The sequence below is a fragment of the Sporolactobacillus laevolacticus DSM 442 genome (genome assembly GCF_000497245.1).
Lineage (GTDB): Bacteria > Bacillota > Bacilli > Bacillales > Sporolactobacillaceae > Sporolactobacillus > Sporolactobacillus laevolacticus.
Genome location: NZ_AWTC01000004.1, coordinates 162663 through 182012 on the forward strand (window position 1 = coordinate 162663; position 19350 = coordinate 182012).

Here is a 19350-nt window from a genome sequence, read left to right on the forward strand (position 1 = left end):
CGAGGTATTTGTGATGGGGAATAATGAAAAGCTACATAGTACTAAAAAAAACATAACGGCCGAACCAGAAACGAGACAAGCAGCCCGCACAGCCCGGCTCGAGGCACAGAAGGCTGAACGTAAGCCATCGAAAGAAAAAAGGCGCAAACCCGAAGTGAGCGAAGAGGCTAAGCCGCTTTTCAATCCATTCTTCGGCTACAAAAAACGAAAATTCCCAATCTGGCAGCGCCTGATTGCTTTGGTCAGCTTTTGCGCGATCGCGCTCGTTGTCGGAGCAATGTTTGGTTACGGCGGATTAGGTCATAAAAGTCCATGGGCAGTATTCGAACCTGGCACATGGCAACATATCCTCGATTTTCTGAAAACGGATTGATTGAAGGGAGCGAATTCGCGCACAATACGCGAGATCCTATGTTAAACATTGATGAAATTAAAAAGATATTGCCGCACCGTTATCCATTTTTACTCGTTGATCGTGTACTGGAAGTAGAAGATGGTAAGAAAGCGGTCGGTATTAAAAATGTATCGGTTAACGAACCATTTTTTCAAGGACATTTTCCTGATTACCCAGTTATGCCGGGTGTGTTGATTGTTGAAGCACTTGCTCAAGTCAGCGGCATTGCTGTCCTGGGAAATGGAGAGGCCAAGAATATGCTGACGCTTTATGCCGGTATTGATAAATGCCGATTCAAACGTCAAGTACGTCCAGGCGATCAATTAAGGCTGGAAGCAGAAATTCTTCGTTTCCGTGGCGGATTTGCCAAAGCGAAAGGCGTGGCGACCGTTGATGGCGAAGTCGCTTGCGAAGCAGAAATGATGTTCGCACTCAAAGAAGCAGAATAAGCAGGAAGAATCACAGACGCCCGCGATCAATCCGGCGTCTTTTCTTTTTTTTTCAAAATAACGCGTTCTAGACTTTTCTAATAGCTGTGGATAGTAATGGCTCTCCGCTAGGCCAGTTGTTGCCGAACTGTCGGAAATTGTCAACCGGATGACATACGAAAAGACAAGTAGACTGAGTATTGGAGTGTTAAAAAAATGAGAAAGATAATGAAGCAGCAAGAAACGTTTTTTCCAGCTAGGGGGTTTTGACATGAGTCAGGAACCGGATCTGTCCGTGAAAATTGCCAATCTGATACTGAAGAGTCCCGTGATGAATGCAAGCGGCACATTTGATTTAATCTATGAGCCGTCCTATAGCGCCAATGGGCTTGGCGCTTTTATCCCGAAAAGTGTTGCTTTGCATGAGCATCATGGCGAACAGGCGGCAAGCATCTTTGAGGCAGAAGGAAGTTTATTTAATGCGGCAACTTTTCTAAGTGACGGCATTGATTTTTTTGAAAAACAAGTCATGCCCGACTATACGATAGATGAGCTGCCGCTGATCATCAACATTTCCGGCGAGACAGCAGACGAGTTCGCTTCGGTTGTCGAGCGTTTAGAAAAGCACGACACAATTAAAGCACTCGAATTGAATTTATCGTGTCCGAATCTCGATGATAATGGAGAGATGTTTGGGCTGCTGAGCGAAACCACATACAGCTTGGTTAGTAAAGTAAGATCTGTTACCGATAAACCGTTAATCGCAAAGTTGTCACCGAACGTCACGCGTATTCAGGAAATCACGCTTGCAGCGGAACAGGGAGGCGCAAACGCGTTCACCATGGCGAACGCGTTTCAAGCCATGTCGATTGATATAGAGACACGTAAGCCGAAACTCGGAAAAGTTGCCGGAAGTCTTTCCGGAGGGGCTATCAGGCCGCTTATTGTCTATCTGATTTTTCAGGTCAATCAGGTGTCACATCTGCCGATCATTGGAAGCGGCGGCGTCTTGAGCGGCCACGACGCAATTGAGATGATACTGGCCGGAGCTTCCGCTGTACAGGTCGGAACTGCAAACGTTCTGAACCCAGCCGCAATGATCAAAATCACGAACGAAATCAGAGACTATTTGATCGCTCATAAAATCCCATCCATTTCTGATCTGATCGGCCAGGTTGATCTCAGCTGATAAAAGTATAGTAAAAATGTGCGTACTTAGAGAGCAAATATGCGTGCGAGTCCGGATTTATGCGCGGAAAGAAGCCGCGTCGGCGCAGCTCCAACGAAAGTCGCGCAGGAGGAGCTGAAAAAAGAACTCGAAATTAGGGACGACCCTACACGTCCGGTCCATTTTTACATAGATTCGATACAACATTTCATGGATTTGTCGCGTTTTAAGGGTTTCGCCCCATCTTTTTCAAATCGTTTAAGTGTTCTCAAGAGCAGCAAGAATGGATAAAAGCAGTAATTAGTGGATGCGGATGCTCTTTACTGGTGTTCATTGCAGGTTGAAATAACGTTAAGAAATAAAAATCATGATCAGGTAGTTCAAGCATTCGGGCTTCTCCATCTTCATTGACACCCGCAACAATGAAACCATGTTCATCTAAAAGTTCTTGATATTTAGGGTTTAATCCATAATTACAGTTGTATGTCTCCGTTATTTTCTTTTTTTGAATGATTTCATATGCCTTAGTCTCTTCGTTAATAAAAACAGATTGGTCGATATTTCCACGGAGTGAACAGGATAATTGAGACACAACGATATTTCCTGCATGGGCATCAACTTCTTCTGTATTTACGTCAACTAACCTGATTACATTTTTCATAAATTCAATAATGCCATATTGACAACCACTGCAATTTCCAAGGAAGGGCACGTGTTTTGATTCCCTAATCCATTTTAAAGCAGCTAAGACATTTTCATCGGATTGATAAGGACCACCAGGTGCTAACCAAAGCCCATCATAATTACTTAGTTCACCGATGTGCAGATTTTTAGTGGATAACCATTCGAAATCCAAGACGGGGTAACGTTCTTGTCTACTGATAGTAAGTGCTTCATTAATTGCTGTATGATTTTTTAAATGTTCATTGAAGTCCCCAATAATTCCAATTCTTTTAGACATAGAAATTCTCCCCTCGTTACTGATTTAAAAAGATTATTATAAATAAAGCAAATCGAGTTGTAAATGATTTGTCACATTTTATTTTTAACGAATGTGAAGATCTTGATTTGTGCGGATTAAGCACCGATTATCACAGGTGAAAAATTTGTCGAAATGAAAAATAATTTGTCATAAAATCTAACATAGTTCTTTTCTTTTTCAAGAAAGGATTATACAATGAGCATATTCTTAAAAATTTAGTTTATTCAAAATAGAAACGTCGTTCCACCAAGCGGAACGAACGTGAATGGGAGATTGAATAAACAACACTGGGGAAGCCATAACACAATTTAGAAAAAGAAGGGTAGAGAACAAGAATGACAGAGTCAAGCAACACTTTGGAAATGAACGAGGAAGTTGGGTCTTATCAGCACAAGACTCTATGGGCGTCCATTGTTGGGTATGCAATGGACGGGCTTGATATGATGATGCTCGCATTCGTACTGCCATTAATTATTGCATATTATAGCCTTAATCCGGCACAAGCCGGAAGCATCTCGACCATTACCATGCTCGGCGTGGTTGTCGGCGGTTATGCCTTTGGTATTCTTGCCGACAGCTATGGACGTGTTCGCGTATTTACATGGACGATTCTCGTATTCTCCGTATTTACCGGACTATGCGCGTTCGCCCCGAACTTCGAAACGTTTAACATTTTCCGCTTCCTTTCCGGACTCGGTCTTGGAGGCGAGTTCGGGATCGGCATGACGCTCGTTACCGAAACGTGGCCGAAAAAACTGAGGACACGCGCAACCTCTTATGTTGCACTAGGTTACCAAGGCGGAACCATTCTAGCGACACTGGCCGCAGCGTTCATCGCGCCGCATTTCGGCTGGAAAGGCGTCTTCCTTGTTGGTGTTGTTCCTGCGCTGCTCGCTTGGTGGTCTCGTCGCAGTCTGAAAGAACCCGACATTTGGCTGAAAACAAAGGACGAAAAGAAAACGTCGATTTCGATTGTTGAGCTCTTCAAAGGCTGGCGCATTACCGGCACAACCATCGGTCTGATCATCATTTGCAGCGTGCAGAACTTCGGTTATTTCGGCATTATGAACTGGATGCCGACGATGCTTGCGACGCAACACCACTACACAATTAACGGCACCGTGGTTTGGACGATTTCCACCGTTATCGGGATGGTTATTGGAATTATAACTTTTGCTTGGCTCGCAGATAAATGGGGCCGCAAACCAGCATACATGACGTTCCAAATTTGCGCAGCAATTATCGTATGGATTTATTTCCACATTGATAACCCGACGCTGCTTGTTGCTCTTGGCTCTGTCCTTGGTTTCTTCGTAAACGGAATGATGGGCGGTTACGGCGCGCTGCTTGCCGAACATTATGCAACGCGAGCACGTTCCACCGCTGAAAATATTATCTTTAACACCGGACGATTCATCGGCAGCTTCGGCCCGCTGATTATCGGATTCATGGCACTCAATCATTCGCTCAGCGCGGCGCTCGGCACCATTTCATTTGTTTATATCGTTGCGGCTTTGTCAATTCTCTTCCTTGTTCCGGAGACCAAAGGCAAGGATCTCGCGTAATCATCAAAAGGTATAAAGGGAAAGGACGTGATCACGATCGAATGGATGGACCGGTTTGTGAAGCTGATGGATCAAATCAGCGATTGTCCGGCTGCCGGCATTGGGATTGCGGAACTTTCTCGACAGACCCTGCTCAGTAAAGGCACCTTGCACCGCATGCTGCAGAGCATGATCGGTTATCAATTAGTGGTGCAGGATCCGGAATCGAAAAAATATATGCTCGGACCAAAATCAATGGCCTGGGGCAGCAGCTTTCTCCAGAACCGCGATCCGGTCGGCCTGCTTGCTCAGTACTGCAAGCAGGTGGGGGAGGAAACAGGCTTGTATGCATTCATCTGCCGTTATCAAGTCGATGAAATCTTCTGCACGCATACGCATCAGCCGTCAAGCACCGGCAACAGCTTTTTCGTCCATGTCGGGCAGCGCATGCCGATCCATGCGGCGGCTGCGGCCCAGATCATTCTGGCATTCCAACCGGACGAGGTTATTAATCGCCTGCTGGAAAAAGAAGCGCCGGATCCCTTTACGCCATTTACTTTGACCGACCCTGACGAGCTTAGAAACAAGATTCATGAAGCGCGAATCGAAAAAGTAGCGTATTGTGAGCAGGAACTCGAGCTTGGCACATCGGCATTGTCCGTTCCCATTTTTCATGGCAAAGATCGGACATCGATCAGTATGAGCCTAGTCGGCGAGTATCACTACTTTGACACGAATAAAGAAAAATTGATTAAGGCATTGCAGCGAGTGGCGGAGCAAGCAAGCGACCATCTCACCTCAATGCAGGCACTTAGTTCACTATTTTAAAAACAGCTGGCCAAAGAGAGATTTTCTCAAAAAGGCCAGCTCTATTTTCTTCATTGCATGCGAGAGAAAAGCGATTATGGAAAAGCATGGAGAGACGATCAGTGACGTAATCATTTAGGAAATGCAGTAAGGATGGCGATAAGCAATGGTAGAGGCACTTCGAGTCAAACAGACAATGGATGAGGTTGGAAAAATCGGCAGCACGGACCGCGGGATGAAGCGGCTGGCATACAGTATAGAAGAAAAGCAGGCGACGGACTACTTTCGTGCGCAATGCAAAGCTGCAGGTTTGACCGTACGTATGGATGCAGCAGGTAATGTGATTGCCCGCAGGCCAGGCACTTGCCCGGATTTGCCGGCGGTCGGCATCGGTTCCCATCTCGATACGGTGATTGAAGGCGGAAAATATGACGGGACGATCGGCGTGCTGGCAGCATTGGAGATTGTGCGAGACCTGAACGATCGACACATACAAACGAAGCATCCGATTGACATCTTTGCCTTTGCCTGTGAGGAATCTGCCCGATTCGGATTCTCGCAAATCGGCAGCAAAACGATGGCCGGGCTGATCGAACAAAAGGATATTGCCAGCCTCACAGATAAAGAGGGACGGAGCATTCAATCCGTGTTTGCTGAGCGCGGGCTCGACTTTACCCGCCTAGAAGAAGCGCGACTTCCAGAACACGCACTCGCTGCTTTTATGGAAATGCATATTGAACAAGGGCCCATGCTCGAAGGAAAAAATCTGCCGATCGGCGTGGTGAGCGGAATCGCTGCACCCACACGTTTCAACATCTGCGTGAAGGGGCATGCGGCTCATTCCGGATCGACACCGATGAACCAGAGACAGGACGCCTTGATTGGCGCTGCTGAGATTACGATCGAACTCGAAAAAGCTGCGCGACTCGAGATGGAGCACGGTACGGTAGCCACGGTTGGCGATATCGAGATTGCTCCGGGTGCGATGAATGTTGTCCCAGGAGAAACCCATCTTAAGGTCGATATTCGCAGCATCTCACGCGCGTCCAAAGACCGTGTCGTTCAACTTCTCTACACATTCCTCGATCATCTGCGCGAGGCGCGTCATTTGCAGATCGATTGCACCTTGCTCAGCGACGAAACGCCGGTTCGTATGGATCCGGGCGTGATTGCCACTTTTGAAAACGTCTGCCGGGAGAAAAAGATTGACTTCATCTGCATGCCGAGCGGAGCAGGACATGACACCATGAACATGGCTGCCCTGTGCCCCGTGGGAATGATCTTTGTTCCATCAATCGGCGGGATCAGCCACCATCCCGATGAGCATACCGATCTGTCCGACATCATCACCGGAATCGAAGTCTTGGAAGCGGCTGTCCTCGAACGGGCGGTCATCGAGTCAACCACGAAAGCGGGTGTAAAAGGCGCACTATGAAAACGTTCAATGCAAAAATTATGACCAATCAATCGGTAAGCACGCGTTACTGGCAGATCACGCTTGACGTATCCGCAATCGATATGCCGGTTCAACCCGGCCAATTTTTCCATATCCAGTGCGGTGATGCGTGGAAAAATCCGCTTCGGCGCCCGCTCAGTGTTTATCACTATAACCGAGAATTGCGAACACTCGAATTCCTGTATCTTGTCAAAGGAACCGGCACGCAGCAGCTGACCCTTAAGAAAAAAGGCGACATGCTGAACCTGATCGGACCGCTCGGGCAAGGGTTCACGCTGCCGGAACAAGGAGCTCTGCTTCTGGTTGCACGCGGTGTCGGCGTGGCAACGCTGCACGCCTTAGCGCGGGAGGCGCGTTCCGAAAATAAGCGCGTGCACGTGATTATCAGCGCGCGTACTCCCGAGGATCTGTTGACCGTTGAGACACTGACCCATATTGGTGCAACGGTGCACACGGTGACGGATGAAGAGGAGACCAGCTCAGTAGAATCGGTGCGGAGCCTTTCGGAAAAATTGATTCGAGAAGAAGGGATCTCAGCGATCTATACCTGCGGATCACGCCGGCTGAGCAAGCTCGTTCAAGAACTGGCAGATGAATATCAGTTGAAAGGCGAGCTCGCGACCGAAGCCCATATGGCATGCGGCATCGGCGACTGCTATGCCTGCGCCTGCACCATCCGTAAAGGTAACCAGCTGAAAACGGTCCGCGTTTGCACCGACGGCCCGGTATTCCCAATCAGTCAGGCGGTGCTGCAATGACAGATTTAACCGTGAAAATCAGCAGTCTGACCTTGAAAAATCCGATCATGCCTGCATCCGGCACGTTCGGATCCGAGCTCGCGCCTCTGCTCGATATCAACCGGCTCGGTGCCATTGTTCCCAAAAGTATTACCCTGTCCGAACGCGGCGGCAATCAAACACCGCGCGTCTGCGAGACAGACGGAGGGATGATCAATTCGATCGGCATTCAAAGCAAAGGCATTGAGCATTACATTGCGAACATCCTGCCAAGTTATCAGGACTTCGAACCGCCGTTGATCGCCAGCATTTCCGGGGAATCCATCGAAGAATTCGAGAACCTCGCCGAACGACTAGACCGAGAGCCAAGCGTCGCCGCACTCGAACTCAATATCTCATGCCCAAATTTGCGTGATCACGGACAAGCCTTTGGCATGAGCGCGGACACAACCTATCAGCTGCTCGGAAAAGTGCGTGCGGTTACTACCAAACCGCTGATCGCCAAACTGACGCCGAATGTCACCCGGATCCAGGACATCGCTGAAGCAGCAGAACGTGGCGGTGCCGATGCGCTCACGGTCGCCAATACATTCCTTGCGATGGCGATCGACACAGAATCACGCAAACCGCGGATTGGCAATGTAATGGGCGGGCTATCCGGAGCAGCCGTCAAACCGCTCATCGTTCGCTTCATTTATCAAGTGCACCAAGCGACTAATCTGCCGATTATCGGCAGCGGCGGCGTGATGAACGGGCAGGATGCCATCGAAATGATCCTCGCCGGCGCATCAGCTGTACAAGTCGGCACCGCAACCTTTATCCAGCCAAACGCCATGAATACGATCACGGACGAGATCACCGACTACCTCGTTCGTCATCATATCAGCGCAGTCAAAGATCTTATCGGCCAGGTCAATCTTGACTAAAGGCAAGAAAATAGACACCTAACGTCTCGGGAATTATGATAAAGAAAAGATATTCAGGAGGGACTATCCATGACCGATGCAATCACACTATCCGACACCGGCTTTCATTTCGGTGTTAAAGACGCACCACTAAAACTCACTGTGATCACCAATCTCGCTTGCCCGCACTGCTCAGCCTTTTTCGACAACTACGAAACGGAGCTGCTTCCGGCAATCGAGAACAAACAGCTCGAACTCGTGCTCAAGCCGTTCGACAAGCCAAAGGAAGGCCTACTCAAAGGCAACCTGGTTCACCTGTTCCTCGATTACAAGGACCAGGCGAAAACCAACCCGATCATCCTGCAGCTGTTCAAGGATCAAGCAGAATGGAAACAGCTCACCGATAACGAAATCAAAACCTATTTATCCGAAAACTACGGCCTGACCGCCCAGCCGGACAACACCGACTACAGCCTGACCATCACCCAGGAAGCAGTCAGCTTCGACGCGACCTCCGTGCCAACAGCGCTGCTCAGCCGCAAAGGCGCAGCTCCAGTGAAAGTTACGCAGGAAGAGCTGAAAAAAGAGCTCGAAACTTTAGCCGTAAAATAATCAGAATCGAAACTGAGGCCGGGCAAACATGTCTGGCCTCTTCTTTTACATAGAGTCGATACAACTCGAGGATCGAGTTGTAACCATTTTAGAGAAATTCGTATCGAATCAGCGGAAAGCTGTAACTAGTTGAGAAAAAGTTGTAACGAATTCCAAAAGTAGAAACGAACAAGAGAAAAGTCGTAACGAATCCAGAAAAAGTAGTAACTGAATGAGAAAAAGTTGTAACGAATTCCAGAAGTAGAAACGAACAAGAGAAAAGTCGTAACGAATTCCAGAAGTAGAAACTAACAAGAGAAAAGTGAAAACCAATCCTGAAAGTTAAAACCAGCGCATGAAAAGTTAAAACGAACAGGATCAACAAGGTGTGAACTTCATGGCTGATATCGATCTGAGGTACTATTTCGATAAAGTTACAGCTTCGGATAATCGTGACACTGATCTTTAGGTCTTTTGGCAGTGCTCATTTTCTGATACTATGGAAAGACATAGAAGTCCAGCGTATTTTTTGGACTGCCCGGAAAAAAGGAGTTCGTCGATGTGATTGGTGTCAGTGAAACTGTACAAAAGTTCATCCTTGATTATATCCGCAAGCGCGTGAAGCCTGGGGACAAATTGCCATCTGAACGCGAGATTGCGCGCATGCTTGAGGTCGGCCGCTCATCGGTTCGCGAAGCGCTGCAAAGCTTGTGCGATCGCGGGATTATCGAGAAGAGGCCGGGTAAGGGCAATTATCTGACGAACCGCACGATCGATGTGAATCAATTGGATTTGCGGCAATTGCTGCCGATTATCGATGCCGAGTCGTCACTCGATCTCCTTGAATTTCGCAGATCGCTCGAAGCCGAGAACGCCTATCTTGCAGCGCGGCGCCATACGCCCGAGACCATCGAACGTCTGCAAAGCGCAGTCGAAGAATTGGCCTTATGTGTCAAGAACAAGCAATCCATCATTGTGCCGGATTTTAAATTCCATAATACGATCGCACATGCATCGCAGAACAAGGTCATGATTCAAGTGTATGACTCACTGACCGACCTGTCCAAGAAGGTCCGGATTGAGATGGCGAGCAATGACGATATCGAACACGCGCTTTACTATCACACCGAGATTCTCGAAGCGATCAAAAAAGAAGACGGCGAGAAAAGCAGCAGCCTGATGCGCCGTCATATTGAAGATGTCCTACTCCATTATAAAAAGATGCTCACAGAAATAAGCGGCATCGAACAATAATCGACCTCATTTAAAAACATCTCCGAACAAAAAATAATTTCACGGCTCCTCGATCGCGAACCCCGCGAGCAGAGGAGCCGATTCATTTAGAGACAACCGCCGAGCGTACCCATAAACCACCAATTCAAAAAAGTGTGTCATATAATCTGACACAAAAAAGCGAAAAAAATTTCAGAAGATTATAATTTAAAATATCAACTGGTCATACCGGTATGTCCAATGATAGATAAACAGGTGAGGGGAAGCCAAGGATATGATGAATTTCAACCATCGCTATGATGATGGTAAACATGTGCCGGTTTATGGCAAAAGGGGGATGGTTGCCACCTCACAGCCGCTCGGCGCGCAAGCCGGCCTCGAGATTTTAAAAAAGGGCGGTAACGCAATTGACGCTGCGATCGCAACCGCAGCGTGTATGACCGTTCTTGAACCAACGTCGAACGGAATCGGCAGCGATGCATTCGCCATCATTTGGACCAAAGGCAAGTTGCACGGCTTGAATGCGAGCGGCAATGCACCCGAGCTGATGTCAGTTGAGGCCCTGCACAAACGCGGCAGGAGCAAGGTGCCTAAATACGGTTTGGAACCGGTGATGGTGCCAGGCGCCCCGGCAGCATGGGCGGAGTGCATCAGGCGTTTCGGAAAGCTTTCGCTAAAAGAGGTCATGCAGCCGGCGATCGACTATGCCCAATCCGGTTATCCGGTTTCCGAGGTTGTTGCAAAGAACTGGAAAACAGCCTTTGAGATGTACACAGCATTGAAGGGGCCGGAGTTTGAGAACTGGTTCAAGACCTTCGCTCCAGAAGGAAGGACGCCGCGGGCAGGTGAGCTTTGGAAATCCGAAGAAATGGCAGACAGCTTGCGGAAAATTGCCGACTCCAATGCCGAGGCCTTTTACCGGGGAGAACTGGCGGAGAAAATCGATCGCTTTTCACGGAAGTTTGATGGCTTTATTCGCAAGGAAGATCTGCAAAAATATCGCGCAGAATGGGTTGAACCGATATCGGTCAATTATCGCGGCTATGACGTTTGGGAGCTGCCGCCGAATGGTCAGGGATTAGTCACACTCATTGCTCTGAAAATTTTGAATCAATTGGAATTGCCTTATAAGGAATTGCCGGATACCTATCACAAGCTCATTGAATCATTGAAGCTCGCGTTTACTGATGGGAAAAAGTATATTACGGACCCGAGTTACATGCATGATGAAGTCACGCAGCTTTTGTCGGAGGCGCACAGCCTTGAACGCGCGCAGCTCATAGGCGAGAAGGCGATTCAACCGAAGGCCGGTTCCTTGCCGAAGGGCGGAACGGTTTATCTTGCCACTGCCGATGAAGAAGGGAATATGGTGTCCTACATTCAAAGCAATTTTAAAGGCTTCGGTTCGGGTATCGTCATTCCCGGAACAGGCATATCACTGCAGAATCGCGGATTTGATTTTTCACTGAACAAGGAGGATACCAACTGTCTCTATCCGGGCAAGAAGTCGTATCACACAATTATCCCAGGATTTGTGACAAAAAACGGACAGCCTGTCGGACCGTTCGGTGTGATGGGCGAATACATGCAGCCGCAGGGCCAGCTTCAGGTCATCACCAACTCGATTGACTTTCATATGAATCCACAAGCCGCGCTCGACGCGCCGAGATGGCAATGGATCAGTGATAAAAAAGTAATGGTCGAGCCGGATTTTCCAATCGATATTGCGCATGAGCTGGCCGGACGAGGGCACGAGATAACAATTGCTCTGGACATGAACTCCTTCGGACGAGGGCAGATCATCTGGCGCGATCAAGAAACAGGAGTACTGGTCGGAGGCACAGAATCACGGGCGGACGGCATTATTGCCGCATGGTAATCAACTTATAATTAGCGGAGGGATCGCAGATGAACCATACGAAGAAAAACTACATTCTGATTACTGTTTTATTTTCACTTGGATGGGCTTTTATGTACGCAGACCGCAACATTCTTTCACCAATTATGAGCGTGATCGGCGAAGATTGGAATCTCTCAAAGAGCGAACTTGGACTCATGTCCACGGTGTTTTTTACAACCTATGCACTGATGCAGATTCCGGCAGGATTTCTCGCTGACCGATTTGGACGGGTTAAAGTGCTGGTTGGCGGCTATTTGCTGTTCGCGGTGGGAACCTTTTTCAGCGGAATTGTTTCCGGACTTGGTCTGTTCCTCGTCGTTCGCGCAATCACTGGTTTTGGCGAAGGGACATACTATGGTCCTCAGTACGCGATCTCCTCAGCAACGCTGCCGAAGAAGTACCGAGGCTTCTCGTCTGCAATCATTAACAGCGGGATGGCACTTGGAATTTCCGCAGGCTTCATTGCGTCGAGCTACCTGACGTTTACGCTCCATAAAAGCTGGCAAACCTCATTCTTCGTCTTTGGTATATTGACAGCTGTTGTCGCAATTTTAATCGGCGTCTTCATAAAGGACGATGTAAAAAAGCCGATCCCGGCCAAGAAAGAGCCGGTGCAGAAAGCAAATCTGAAAATCTTGTTAAGCCGCAATCATATTTTTACCTACATTCTTATTTTCTGCTCACTGTACGGCTTTTTCGGGATGCTGACCTGGCTGCCGTATTACCTGCAGACCGTCCGCGGCGTCGACGGGTCGCAAACCGGGATCATCTCGTCCCTAGTGCCGTGGGCATCGATTCCAGGCGCGCTCTTATTCGGCTATCTTTCCGATCATATTAAAAATAAGAAACCGCTCGTCTTGTTCCTTGCCTTGCTCGGCGCTATCTGCCAAATCGTCATTCCGTACACGCAGAATTACTCGCTGATGATCACAGGACTTGTCATTTATGGAATGGTTGGGAAACTCGCATTGGATCCGATCCTTGTTTCGTACGTGGCTGAAAACACACCGACAGTGATGTACTCAAGAGCGTACTCCATCTTCAACTTTGCCGGTATGGTTTCGTCCATTTTCGCACCGTACATTACCGGGTACTTTGCCGATCTGACCGGCCATCTTGAAATTGGCTTTTATATTTCCGGTGCACTGCTCTTTATCGGCGGGCTGCTCTTCATGTTTACCAATAAAGAACCGAACGCCGTCGCTGCTCTGGAAACGGCAGATACCGACTTTGGCTCTATTGCTGTCCCGAATCACCGATAATTAATGCAGCTCTTAACTAAATGCTTTTGAAAAAGGGGCATTCTTGACCCCTTTTTTTCGTGAAAAACATCTGAAAGGTTGGATTTGATGCAAGCTCAAGAAAAAGAGAAACCGCGCTATGGCGACATTTTTGCAGCTTTTTTCCGCTCCGGCATCCTTAGCTTTGGCGGAGGACCATCGGGTATTCCCTTGATTGAGGCGGAGGTTGTCAAAAAATATCAATGGATGACGATTGAGGAGTTCGGTGACGTCGTGGCCATCGCCAACGCATTGCCTGGGCCGATTAATACGAAGCTGTCCGGTTATATTGGCTGGAAAGTCAAAGGATTGCCGGGTCTGCTGATCGCATTGGCAGCAACAGTTCTGCCCACCGTGGTTTTGCTGATCATTCTGCTCGGCTTCCTCGCAGCGTTTCAGAATCAGCGATGGGTACGTGGCATGACCCAGGCTGTGCTGCCGGTTGTTGGCGTAATGATGGCTCAGCTCACCTGGCGCTTCATGTCGAGTGCCAAAAAAGGGCTTGGCTGGACGATCAGCTTGATCCTGGTCGGACTCAGTTTTGTTTTAATGGAAATACTCAATGTCCAAGCGCCGATTCTGATCGCACTTGTCCTGATTGTTGCCCTGATCATACCCGTTAAAAAAAGAGTAAAGGAAGGTGAGGGATAATAATGCTTTTATTGCAGATGTTTCTCGCATTCTTTATTCCTGGGATCCTCGGCTACGGCGGTGGCCCGGCATCCATTCCGCTGATCGAAAATGAAGTCGTCGGTCACTACCATTGGATGAATGTCACCGAGTTCAGTAACGTACTCGCACTCGGCAACGCGCTGCCTGGCCCGATCGCAACAAAAATGGCCGGCTACATCGGCTACCAAGTCGGCGGTACAGCCGGAGCGTTTGTCGCTTTGTTCGCAACCATCGCGCCGTCGCTGATTCTACTGATCGTACTATTGCAGATTCTGTACCGCTTCAAGGACTCACCGAAAGTCAGACGATTGACATTGATGATCCGCCCAATCATCGTGGTCATGCTCGGCATGATGGCCTGGAACTTCTTTACCGCCTCAAACAAGGCATCCGGCTGGCTTCCGCTGATCCTGATCGGTGCTGCCAGCTTCGTGCTTATGCAGCGCCTGAAAATTCACCCGGCATTTGTCGTCGCCGGCGCACTAATCATCGGCGCCGCATTCATGGGATGAGACTGAATTCAGTCTCATCTCATTTTGCCGTTCCAGCAGATCTTCCGAATAGAAGCGTAACTTTGTACCAAGCTTTTTTGGCATGAGCATCAAAATCCCGTATAATTTAAGCAGACAGAGGAGACCAAGCATAGTCTCACTGAACGGATGGAGGCGGACATATGAGCTGGGATTACGTCATCAAGAATGGAACACTAGTCACATCGAATGAGAGCTTTAAAGCCAATATTTATATTAAAGACGGAAAAATTGCCGCGATCTCTGATCAACCGCTCGAAGGTGAAGCGAAAACAGAGACGGACGCCACCGGTCAGTATGTGCTGCCTGGACTGATCGACGTCCATGTGCATTCGCGTGATCCAGGCCCGACCTATAAGGAAGATTTCTTCACATCAACACAGGCGGCAGCGGCCGGCGGGATCACGACGATCTTCGACATGCCGAACACAACGCCGCCGACGCGCGACGCGGCCAGCTTTAAGGCGCAGGTCGCCAATCTGACACCAAAGGCGCATGTCGATTTCGGGATCTGGGGTATCGCCCTTGGACCAATGAACAACGCCAACTTGCCAGAGCTGCATGAGGCCGGCGTCATCGGCTTCAAGTATTTCTGGGGCTACGCGGTCAACAAGAACACGTTCCAGCTTACCTACAACTATAAACCGGGTATGACCGACGTTCTGCCGCCGCTGTCCGACGGCGAAGTGTACGAGATCTTCCAGAACGTGGCGAAAACCGGTAATGTGGTTGCGATCCACGGCGAGGATAGCAGCCTGATCCAGACACTTACTGAGCAGGTGAAAAAGTCAGGCCGGACCGATTACGATGCACTGGTGGAGAGCCGACCGAATCTTGCTGAGGAAGTGACCGTTCAGATGGGGGCCGCCTTCTCACGGGCATCCGGCGCGCGCCTGCATGTACTCCATGTGACGACTGCAGAAGCTGCTGATGCCATCCGACGCGCCAAGGCACAGGGTGCCCCGATCAGCGCGGAGACATGCCCGCATTACCTGTTCCTAAGCAACGAGGACTATCCAAAAGTTGGACCAGTAATGAAAATCTATCCGCTGGTCAAATACGAAAAGGATAAGAAAAAGCTCTGGGAAGCCATCAACGACGGTACAATCACGATCGTGTCTTCGGACCATGCACCGCACACACCTGAAGAGAAGGCGGGCAGCCTATGGGAGATTCCCGCCGGCATGCCGGGCATCGAAACGATGGCACCGCTCATGCTGAACGCCGTCAACGAAGGAAAGTTGACCCTGCAGAAACTAACCGCACTAATGGCTGAGAATCCGGCCAAGCGCTTCGGCATCTACCCGCAAAAAGGTTCGCTCGAAGTCGGTACCGACGCCGACATTACTATCGTCGACATGGACAAGGAAACGGTGATCAAAGCCGAGAATCTGCACAGCAAAAGCAAAGTCACCGCCTATGACGGTTGGGCCATCAAAGGCGTACCGGTCGAAACGATCGTCCGCGGCGAAACAGTTATGAAGAACGGCGAAATCGTGCACGCCCCACTGGGCAAGGTCGTAAAACCGAATAAATAAGGAAAAGGGCAAAAGCCGGAACAAGGGCTTTTGCTCTTTTTTTATCATCCGGCACGCTTTGAACCATTTGGATACAGCCAAAAACTCTCAATAAAAAGATGGTGATTTTCATGGAATGGAAAGAAATCAAAGATAGCAAGGATATTGAAAACATCTTATACTTATTTGGGGGATTTCATGATAGTTGCTTAAAAGAGTTATATATGTGGACTGAAAGTTATGTTGATGAAAATTTATCGATGCGTATGCCAACAGAACTGGATACCCATGCAAGAATCCTTTTCCAAAGACAGGTTCATAACCCTTCTGCTTCTCCTATAAAGGATGGACAAAAACACATAAACTGTCCCTCGAATGAAGAACACCTTACGAAAGTTATGTATAGTCAAACAATTGTCCCGAATTTACCTTATGTGAATGAAGTCTGATGTCAAACCATCCCACACAGGCAACTTATATCATTAATCTGCTAAGAGAAATGATTCACGCCCTTCTAACTTGTACCTTTAAAATACTTTCTGACAAAATTCGAGATTATGAACAATACAGGACAAGTGGCGCTGGCCGCTTATCGAGTGGCAAGAACTGCAAGCTCAGCCCATAGATTAAAGACAGACTACTTCAACCAAATGACAAAGACCACGCAAATGGGACAAAGTTCATCTTCGTACAAGAATGCAAGTCTGCAAGGAATTCTGCATAGAAAGAGAGAAGACATTCCTGCAAACAGACAGAAAAATAAGGAGACAAGAGACCATGAATCCATATACATTTTATTACGAATCCGAAGGCAAGCGGACGAACCCGGATGCATATAACAAACCATTGACGACGATTCAAGCAGAAGACATTCGATCGGCGGCAGAGAAGTTTGCCGAGAAATACACACTGAAACTGATTGACTGTGAATCATTGATGTATGGAAATTACCGCATCTACACCGAATCGAGGCGATCATTCTGGCGTAAAGAGGAACAAGTTTATTACGTCATGTCCGAGGAATGAATGTACACGCGTTTAATACTAAATCAAAGCAAAAATCGCTTAAAATAGTTAATAGATGACAAAAGAAGACATTTTAAACACTAAATAGTGAAACATAATTGTAATAGAAACGTAAATAGAGAGCAACAAAGTGTAACAAAAGCCTATACTATTCATTCCCGTGACTTTCTTCCCATAACTTCCTCTTTTCAATAAGAATAAATATGCTATAATGCTTATAGCTTGACGAACCTAAATTTGTCGAGAAATAGCACTTACTATTGTTTTAGAATAGTGTATAATGAGAGAATCTTGAATTCGCTCAATCCTTTCCATTAATCCGATTTTAATAAATATAGAATAGGATTTCCTCAATACCAGTCGAGACATCATCCCAGAACTTTTCACGACGAACTAGATATGAGTCTCCATTTCTCAGGGGGTTTTTTGATGAAAAAAGTCAGAAAAGCAGTTATTCCGGCTGCTGGGTTAGGCACACGATTCCTTCCTGCAACAAAAGCATTGCCAAAGGAAATGCTGCCAATTGTTAATAAGCCGACGATTCAATATATTGTTGAAGAAGCCGTTCAAGCCGGAATCGAAGATATTATCATCGTCACCGGCAAGGGCAAACGAGCGATCGAAGATCATTTCGATATTGCATACGAACTGGAACAGAATTTGATTCAAAAAAATAAAATGGATTTGCTTGAAAAGGTAAGAGAACCTTCTAAAATCGATATTCACTACATTAGGCAAAAATCTCCGAAGGGTTTGGGCCACGCTGTTTGGTGTGCCCGTAAATTCATCGGTGATGAGCCTTTTGCTGTCCTTTTAGGCGATGACATCGTCCAGGCAGAGACACCATGCATTGGTCAGCTCATTAATCAGTATGAAAAAACTGGCTGCTCTTGCATCGGTGTTAAAGAAGTGCCGGAAAATCAGACACACCGCTATGGGATCATTGATCCAAAAGCACAAGATGGCAGACTATTTAATGTCAGCAAGTTTGTTGAAAAGCCTAAAGATAATCCGCCTTCCAATCTTGCGATTATTGGCCGCTACGTGCTGACTCCGGAAATCTTTGACTTCCTGGATAAGAAGGAAATCGGTGCAGGTGGAGAAATTCAATTAACCGATGCCATTCAGAAGTTGAATGAGCTTCAAGGTGTATATGCCTATCAGTTTGAAGGCAAACGCTTTGACGTTGGTGAGACACTAGGCTTTGTTCTAACAAACATTGAAATGGCATTGCAGGATAAAGAAATACAAAAAGATGTACTTAAAGGAATTGAAAAAATCTTACGCGACAATAAATTACCACTTGAATGATGGAGGATAAGACGATGGCCATGCCGAAATCAGAAATCAACGCACGCTACATCGAAGAAACGCAGCGAACCGTTTTGACTCGCAAACTTGGAAATGACAGTACAACCTATTTGTTCTTAAAAAGGGTGCTGGATCTCTTTGGCGCAGTTGTTGGTCTTGTACTAAGCTCACCATTGTTCTTCGTCATTTCATTACTATATCTTTTTGGAGATAATAAGGGTCCTGTTTTTTTTAAACAAAAAAGAGTTGGGCAGGGCGGCAAGGAATTTTATATTTATAAATTCCGCTCTATGATTGTAAATGCCGAAGAATTATTAAAATCAAATAAAGTACTTTATAAGAAATATATAGATAATAATTATAAATTAGAGCCGGACGAAGATCCGAGAATAACAAAAATTGGACGTCTTTTACGAAAAACGAGTCTTGATGAATTACCTCAGTTCATCAATGTTTTAAAAGGTGAAATGAGTTTAGTTGGACCTCGGCCTGTTATTGCTGAGGAATTAATGGAATATGGTGAGAAAAAGGATCTGTTTTTATCAGCGAGACCTGGTCTTACTGGATATTGGGCAGCTAGTGGCCGTAGTGATATAGAATACCCGGAACGTTGTAATGTCGAGTTATATTATATTGAAAATAGATCTATAGCTCTTGATATAAAGATTATACTCCAAACGATTTATTCAGTTATAGCTCGAAAGGGCGCTTATTAATAAACAATGGATTTAACATTCGGGCACCAAACTTATTGGCGTATAAATTGCTTGTATAAAGCCGCCAATCAGAAGAGGTGTCCATCTTTATATTTTTGTGATTTTTAGGAAGACTACAATACAATGTGTTGTCAACATTTTAAAACACATCTA

General features: G+C 47.2%; 20 protein-coding genes. 19 read left to right on the forward strand and 1 reads right to left on the reverse strand.

What is annotated here, in order from left to right:
- Positions 1–13: 13 nt before the first annotated feature.
- The 3 genes from P343_RS24705 (at position 14) to P343_RS24715 (ending at position 2011) form a co-directional block, all read left to right on the forward strand.
- A complete protein-coding gene (locus tag P343_RS24705) occupies positions 14–373 on the forward strand; it encodes a DNA-directed RNA polymerase subunit beta (protein ID WP_023509449.1) in 360 nt (119 codons plus the stop codon).
- 38 nt (positions 374–411) lie between these two features.
- Positions 412–843: a 3-hydroxyacyl-ACP dehydratase FabZ gene (fabZ, locus tag P343_RS24710; protein WP_023509450.1), complete on the forward strand. Its 432-nt coding sequence runs from the start codon at positions 412–414 to the stop codon at positions 841–843.
- 250 nt (positions 844–1093) lie between these two features.
- Complete coding sequence (locus P343_RS24715) at positions 1094–2011, forward strand: dihydroorotate dehydrogenase (protein ID WP_023509451.1); 918 nt, start codon at positions 1094–1096, stop codon at positions 2009–2011.
- A 247-nt stretch (positions 2012–2258) separates the two neighbouring features.
- On the opposite strand, the gene P343_RS24725 is transcribed toward P343_RS24715, so the two are convergent.
- Entirely contained in the window at positions 2259–2951 is a 693-nt protein-coding gene (locus P343_RS24725; protein WP_023509453.1) for a glutamine amidotransferase-related protein, read from the reverse strand.
- 356 nt (positions 2952–3307) lie between these two features.
- Here P343_RS24725 and P343_RS24730 point away from each other — a divergent pair, with 356 nt between their 5' ends.
- From P343_RS24730 to P343_RS24805, 16 genes are all read left to right on the forward strand, one after another.
- Positions 3308–4537 (forward strand): MFS transporter, encoded by a 1230-nt coding sequence (locus P343_RS24730; protein ID WP_023509454.1) that lies wholly within the window; start codon positions 3308–3310, stop codon positions 4535–4537.
- Between the two features lie 27 nt (positions 4538–4564).
- Positions 4565–5344 (forward strand): IclR family transcriptional regulator, encoded by a 780-nt coding sequence (locus P343_RS24735; protein WP_023509455.1) that lies wholly within the window; start codon positions 4565–4567, stop codon positions 5342–5344.
- Between the two features lie 145 nt (positions 5345–5489).
- Complete coding sequence (locus P343_RS24740; protein ID WP_023509456.1) at positions 5490–6758, forward strand: Zn-dependent hydrolase; 1269 nt, start codon at positions 5490–5492, stop codon at positions 6756–6758.
- Positions 6755–7537, forward strand: a complete 783-nt coding sequence (locus tag P343_RS24745; protein ID WP_023509457.1) for a dihydroorotate dehydrogenase electron transfer subunit — start codon at positions 6755–6757, stop codon at positions 7535–7537. Before P343_RS24740 ends, P343_RS24745 begins: the two co-directional genes overlap by 4 nt.
- A complete protein-coding gene (locus tag P343_RS24750) occupies positions 7534–8442 on the forward strand; it encodes a dihydroorotate dehydrogenase (protein WP_023509458.1) in 909 nt (302 codons plus the stop codon). The genes P343_RS24745 and P343_RS24750 overlap by 4 nt, the downstream gene beginning before the upstream one ends.
- Positions 8443–8511: 69 nt before the next feature.
- Entirely contained in the window at positions 8512–9033 is a 522-nt protein-coding gene (locus P343_RS24755; protein ID WP_023509459.1) for a thioredoxin domain-containing protein, read from the forward strand.
- Between the two features lie 540 nt (positions 9034–9573).
- The gene (locus tag P343_RS24760; RefSeq protein ID WP_023509460.1) at positions 9574–10266 is read left to right on the forward strand and encodes a FadR/GntR family transcriptional regulator; all 693 of its coding nucleotides are present in this window, start codon (positions 9574–9576) and stop codon (positions 10264–10266) included.
- A gap of 256 nt (positions 10267–10522) precedes the next feature.
- A complete protein-coding gene (locus tag P343_RS24765) occupies positions 10523–12124 on the forward strand; it encodes a gamma-glutamyltransferase family protein (RefSeq protein WP_031263709.1) in 1602 nt (533 codons plus the stop codon).
- A gap of 29 nt (positions 12125–12153) precedes the next feature.
- A complete protein-coding gene (locus tag P343_RS24770; protein ID WP_023509462.1) occupies positions 12154–13407 on the forward strand; it encodes an MFS transporter in 1254 nt (417 codons plus the stop codon).
- An 87-nt stretch (positions 13408–13494) separates the two neighbouring features.
- Positions 13495–14076 (forward strand): chromate transporter, encoded by a 582-nt coding sequence (locus P343_RS24775; protein WP_023509463.1) that lies wholly within the window; start codon positions 13495–13497, stop codon positions 14074–14076.
- Between the two features lie 2 nt (positions 14077–14078).
- Positions 14079–14609 (forward strand): chromate transporter, encoded by a 531-nt coding sequence (locus P343_RS24780; RefSeq protein WP_023509464.1) that lies wholly within the window; start codon positions 14079–14081, stop codon positions 14607–14609.
- Between the two features lie 161 nt (positions 14610–14770).
- A complete protein-coding gene (allB, locus tag P343_RS24785) occupies positions 14771–16165 on the forward strand; it encodes an allantoinase AllB (RefSeq protein WP_023509465.1) in 1395 nt (464 codons plus the stop codon).
- A gap of 110 nt (positions 16166–16275) precedes the next feature.
- Positions 16276–16593 carry a hypothetical protein gene (locus P343_RS24790; protein WP_023509466.1) on the forward strand — a complete coding sequence of 106 codons (318 nt, stop codon included), beginning with the start codon at positions 16276–16278 and terminating at the stop codon, positions 16591–16593.
- 328 nt (positions 16594–16921) lie between these two features.
- On the forward strand, positions 16922–17170 hold the full coding sequence (locus P343_RS24795) for a hypothetical protein (RefSeq protein WP_023509467.1): 249 nt from the start codon (positions 16922–16924) through the stop codon (positions 17168–17170).
- Between the two features lie 429 nt (positions 17171–17599).
- Positions 17600–18481 (forward strand): UTP--glucose-1-phosphate uridylyltransferase GalU, encoded by an 882-nt coding sequence (gene galU / locus P343_RS24800; RefSeq protein WP_023509468.1) that lies wholly within the window; start codon positions 17600–17602, stop codon positions 18479–18481.
- A gap of 20 nt (positions 18482–18501) precedes the next feature.
- Positions 18502–19197 carry a sugar transferase gene (locus P343_RS24805; protein ID WP_031263713.1) on the forward strand — a complete coding sequence of 232 codons (696 nt, stop codon included), beginning with the start codon at positions 18502–18504 and terminating at the stop codon, positions 19195–19197.
- Positions 19198–19350: the final 153 nt, after the last annotated feature.

Coding starts and splice junctions, on each gene's coding strand:
- P343_RS24705 (WP_023509449.1), top strand. CDS start 14: ATGGGGAATAATGAAAAGCTACATAGTACTAAAAAAAACATAACGGCC.
- fabZ (WP_023509450.1), top strand. CDS start 412: ATGTTAAACATTGATGAAATTAAAAAGATATTGCCGCACCGTTATCCA.
- P343_RS24715 (WP_023509451.1), top strand. CDS start 1,094: ATGAGTCAGGAACCGGATCTGTCCGTGAAAATTGCCAATCTGATACTG.
- P343_RS24725 (WP_023509453.1), bottom strand. CDS start 2,951: ATGTCTAAAAGAATTGGAATTATTGGGGACTTCAATGAACATTTAAAA.
- P343_RS24730 (WP_023509454.1), top strand. CDS start 3,308: ATGACAGAGTCAAGCAACACTTTGGAAATGAACGAGGAAGTTGGGTCT.
- P343_RS24740 (WP_023509456.1), top strand. CDS start 5,490: ATGGTAGAGGCACTTCGAGTCAAACAGACAATGGATGAGGTTGGAAAA.
- P343_RS24745 (WP_023509457.1), top strand. CDS start 6,755: ATGAAAACGTTCAATGCAAAAATTATGACCAATCAATCGGTAAGCACG.
- P343_RS24750 (WP_023509458.1), top strand. CDS start 7,534: ATGACAGATTTAACCGTGAAAATCAGCAGTCTGACCTTGAAAAATCCG.
- P343_RS24755 (WP_023509459.1), top strand. CDS start 8,512: ATGACCGATGCAATCACACTATCCGACACCGGCTTTCATTTCGGTGTT.
- P343_RS24765 (WP_031263709.1), top strand. CDS start 10,523: ATGAATTTCAACCATCGCTATGATGATGGTAAACATGTGCCGGTTTAT.
- P343_RS24770 (WP_023509462.1), top strand. CDS start 12,154: ATGAACCATACGAAGAAAAACTACATTCTGATTACTGTTTTATTTTCA.
- P343_RS24775 (WP_023509463.1), top strand. CDS start 13,495: ATGCAAGCTCAAGAAAAAGAGAAACCGCGCTATGGCGACATTTTTGCA.
- P343_RS24780 (WP_023509464.1), top strand. CDS start 14,079: ATGCTTTTATTGCAGATGTTTCTCGCATTCTTTATTCCTGGGATCCTC.
- allB (WP_023509465.1), top strand. CDS start 14,771: ATGAGCTGGGATTACGTCATCAAGAATGGAACACTAGTCACATCGAAT.
- P343_RS24790 (WP_023509466.1), top strand. CDS start 16,276: ATGGAATGGAAAGAAATCAAAGATAGCAAGGATATTGAAAACATCTTA.
- P343_RS24795 (WP_023509467.1), top strand. CDS start 16,922: ATGAATCCATATACATTTTATTACGAATCCGAAGGCAAGCGGACGAAC.
- galU (WP_023509468.1), top strand. CDS start 17,600: ATGAAAAAAGTCAGAAAAGCAGTTATTCCGGCTGCTGGGTTAGGCACA.
- P343_RS24805 (WP_031263713.1), top strand. CDS start 18,502: ATGCCGAAATCAGAAATCAACGCACGCTACATCGAAGAAACGCAGCGA.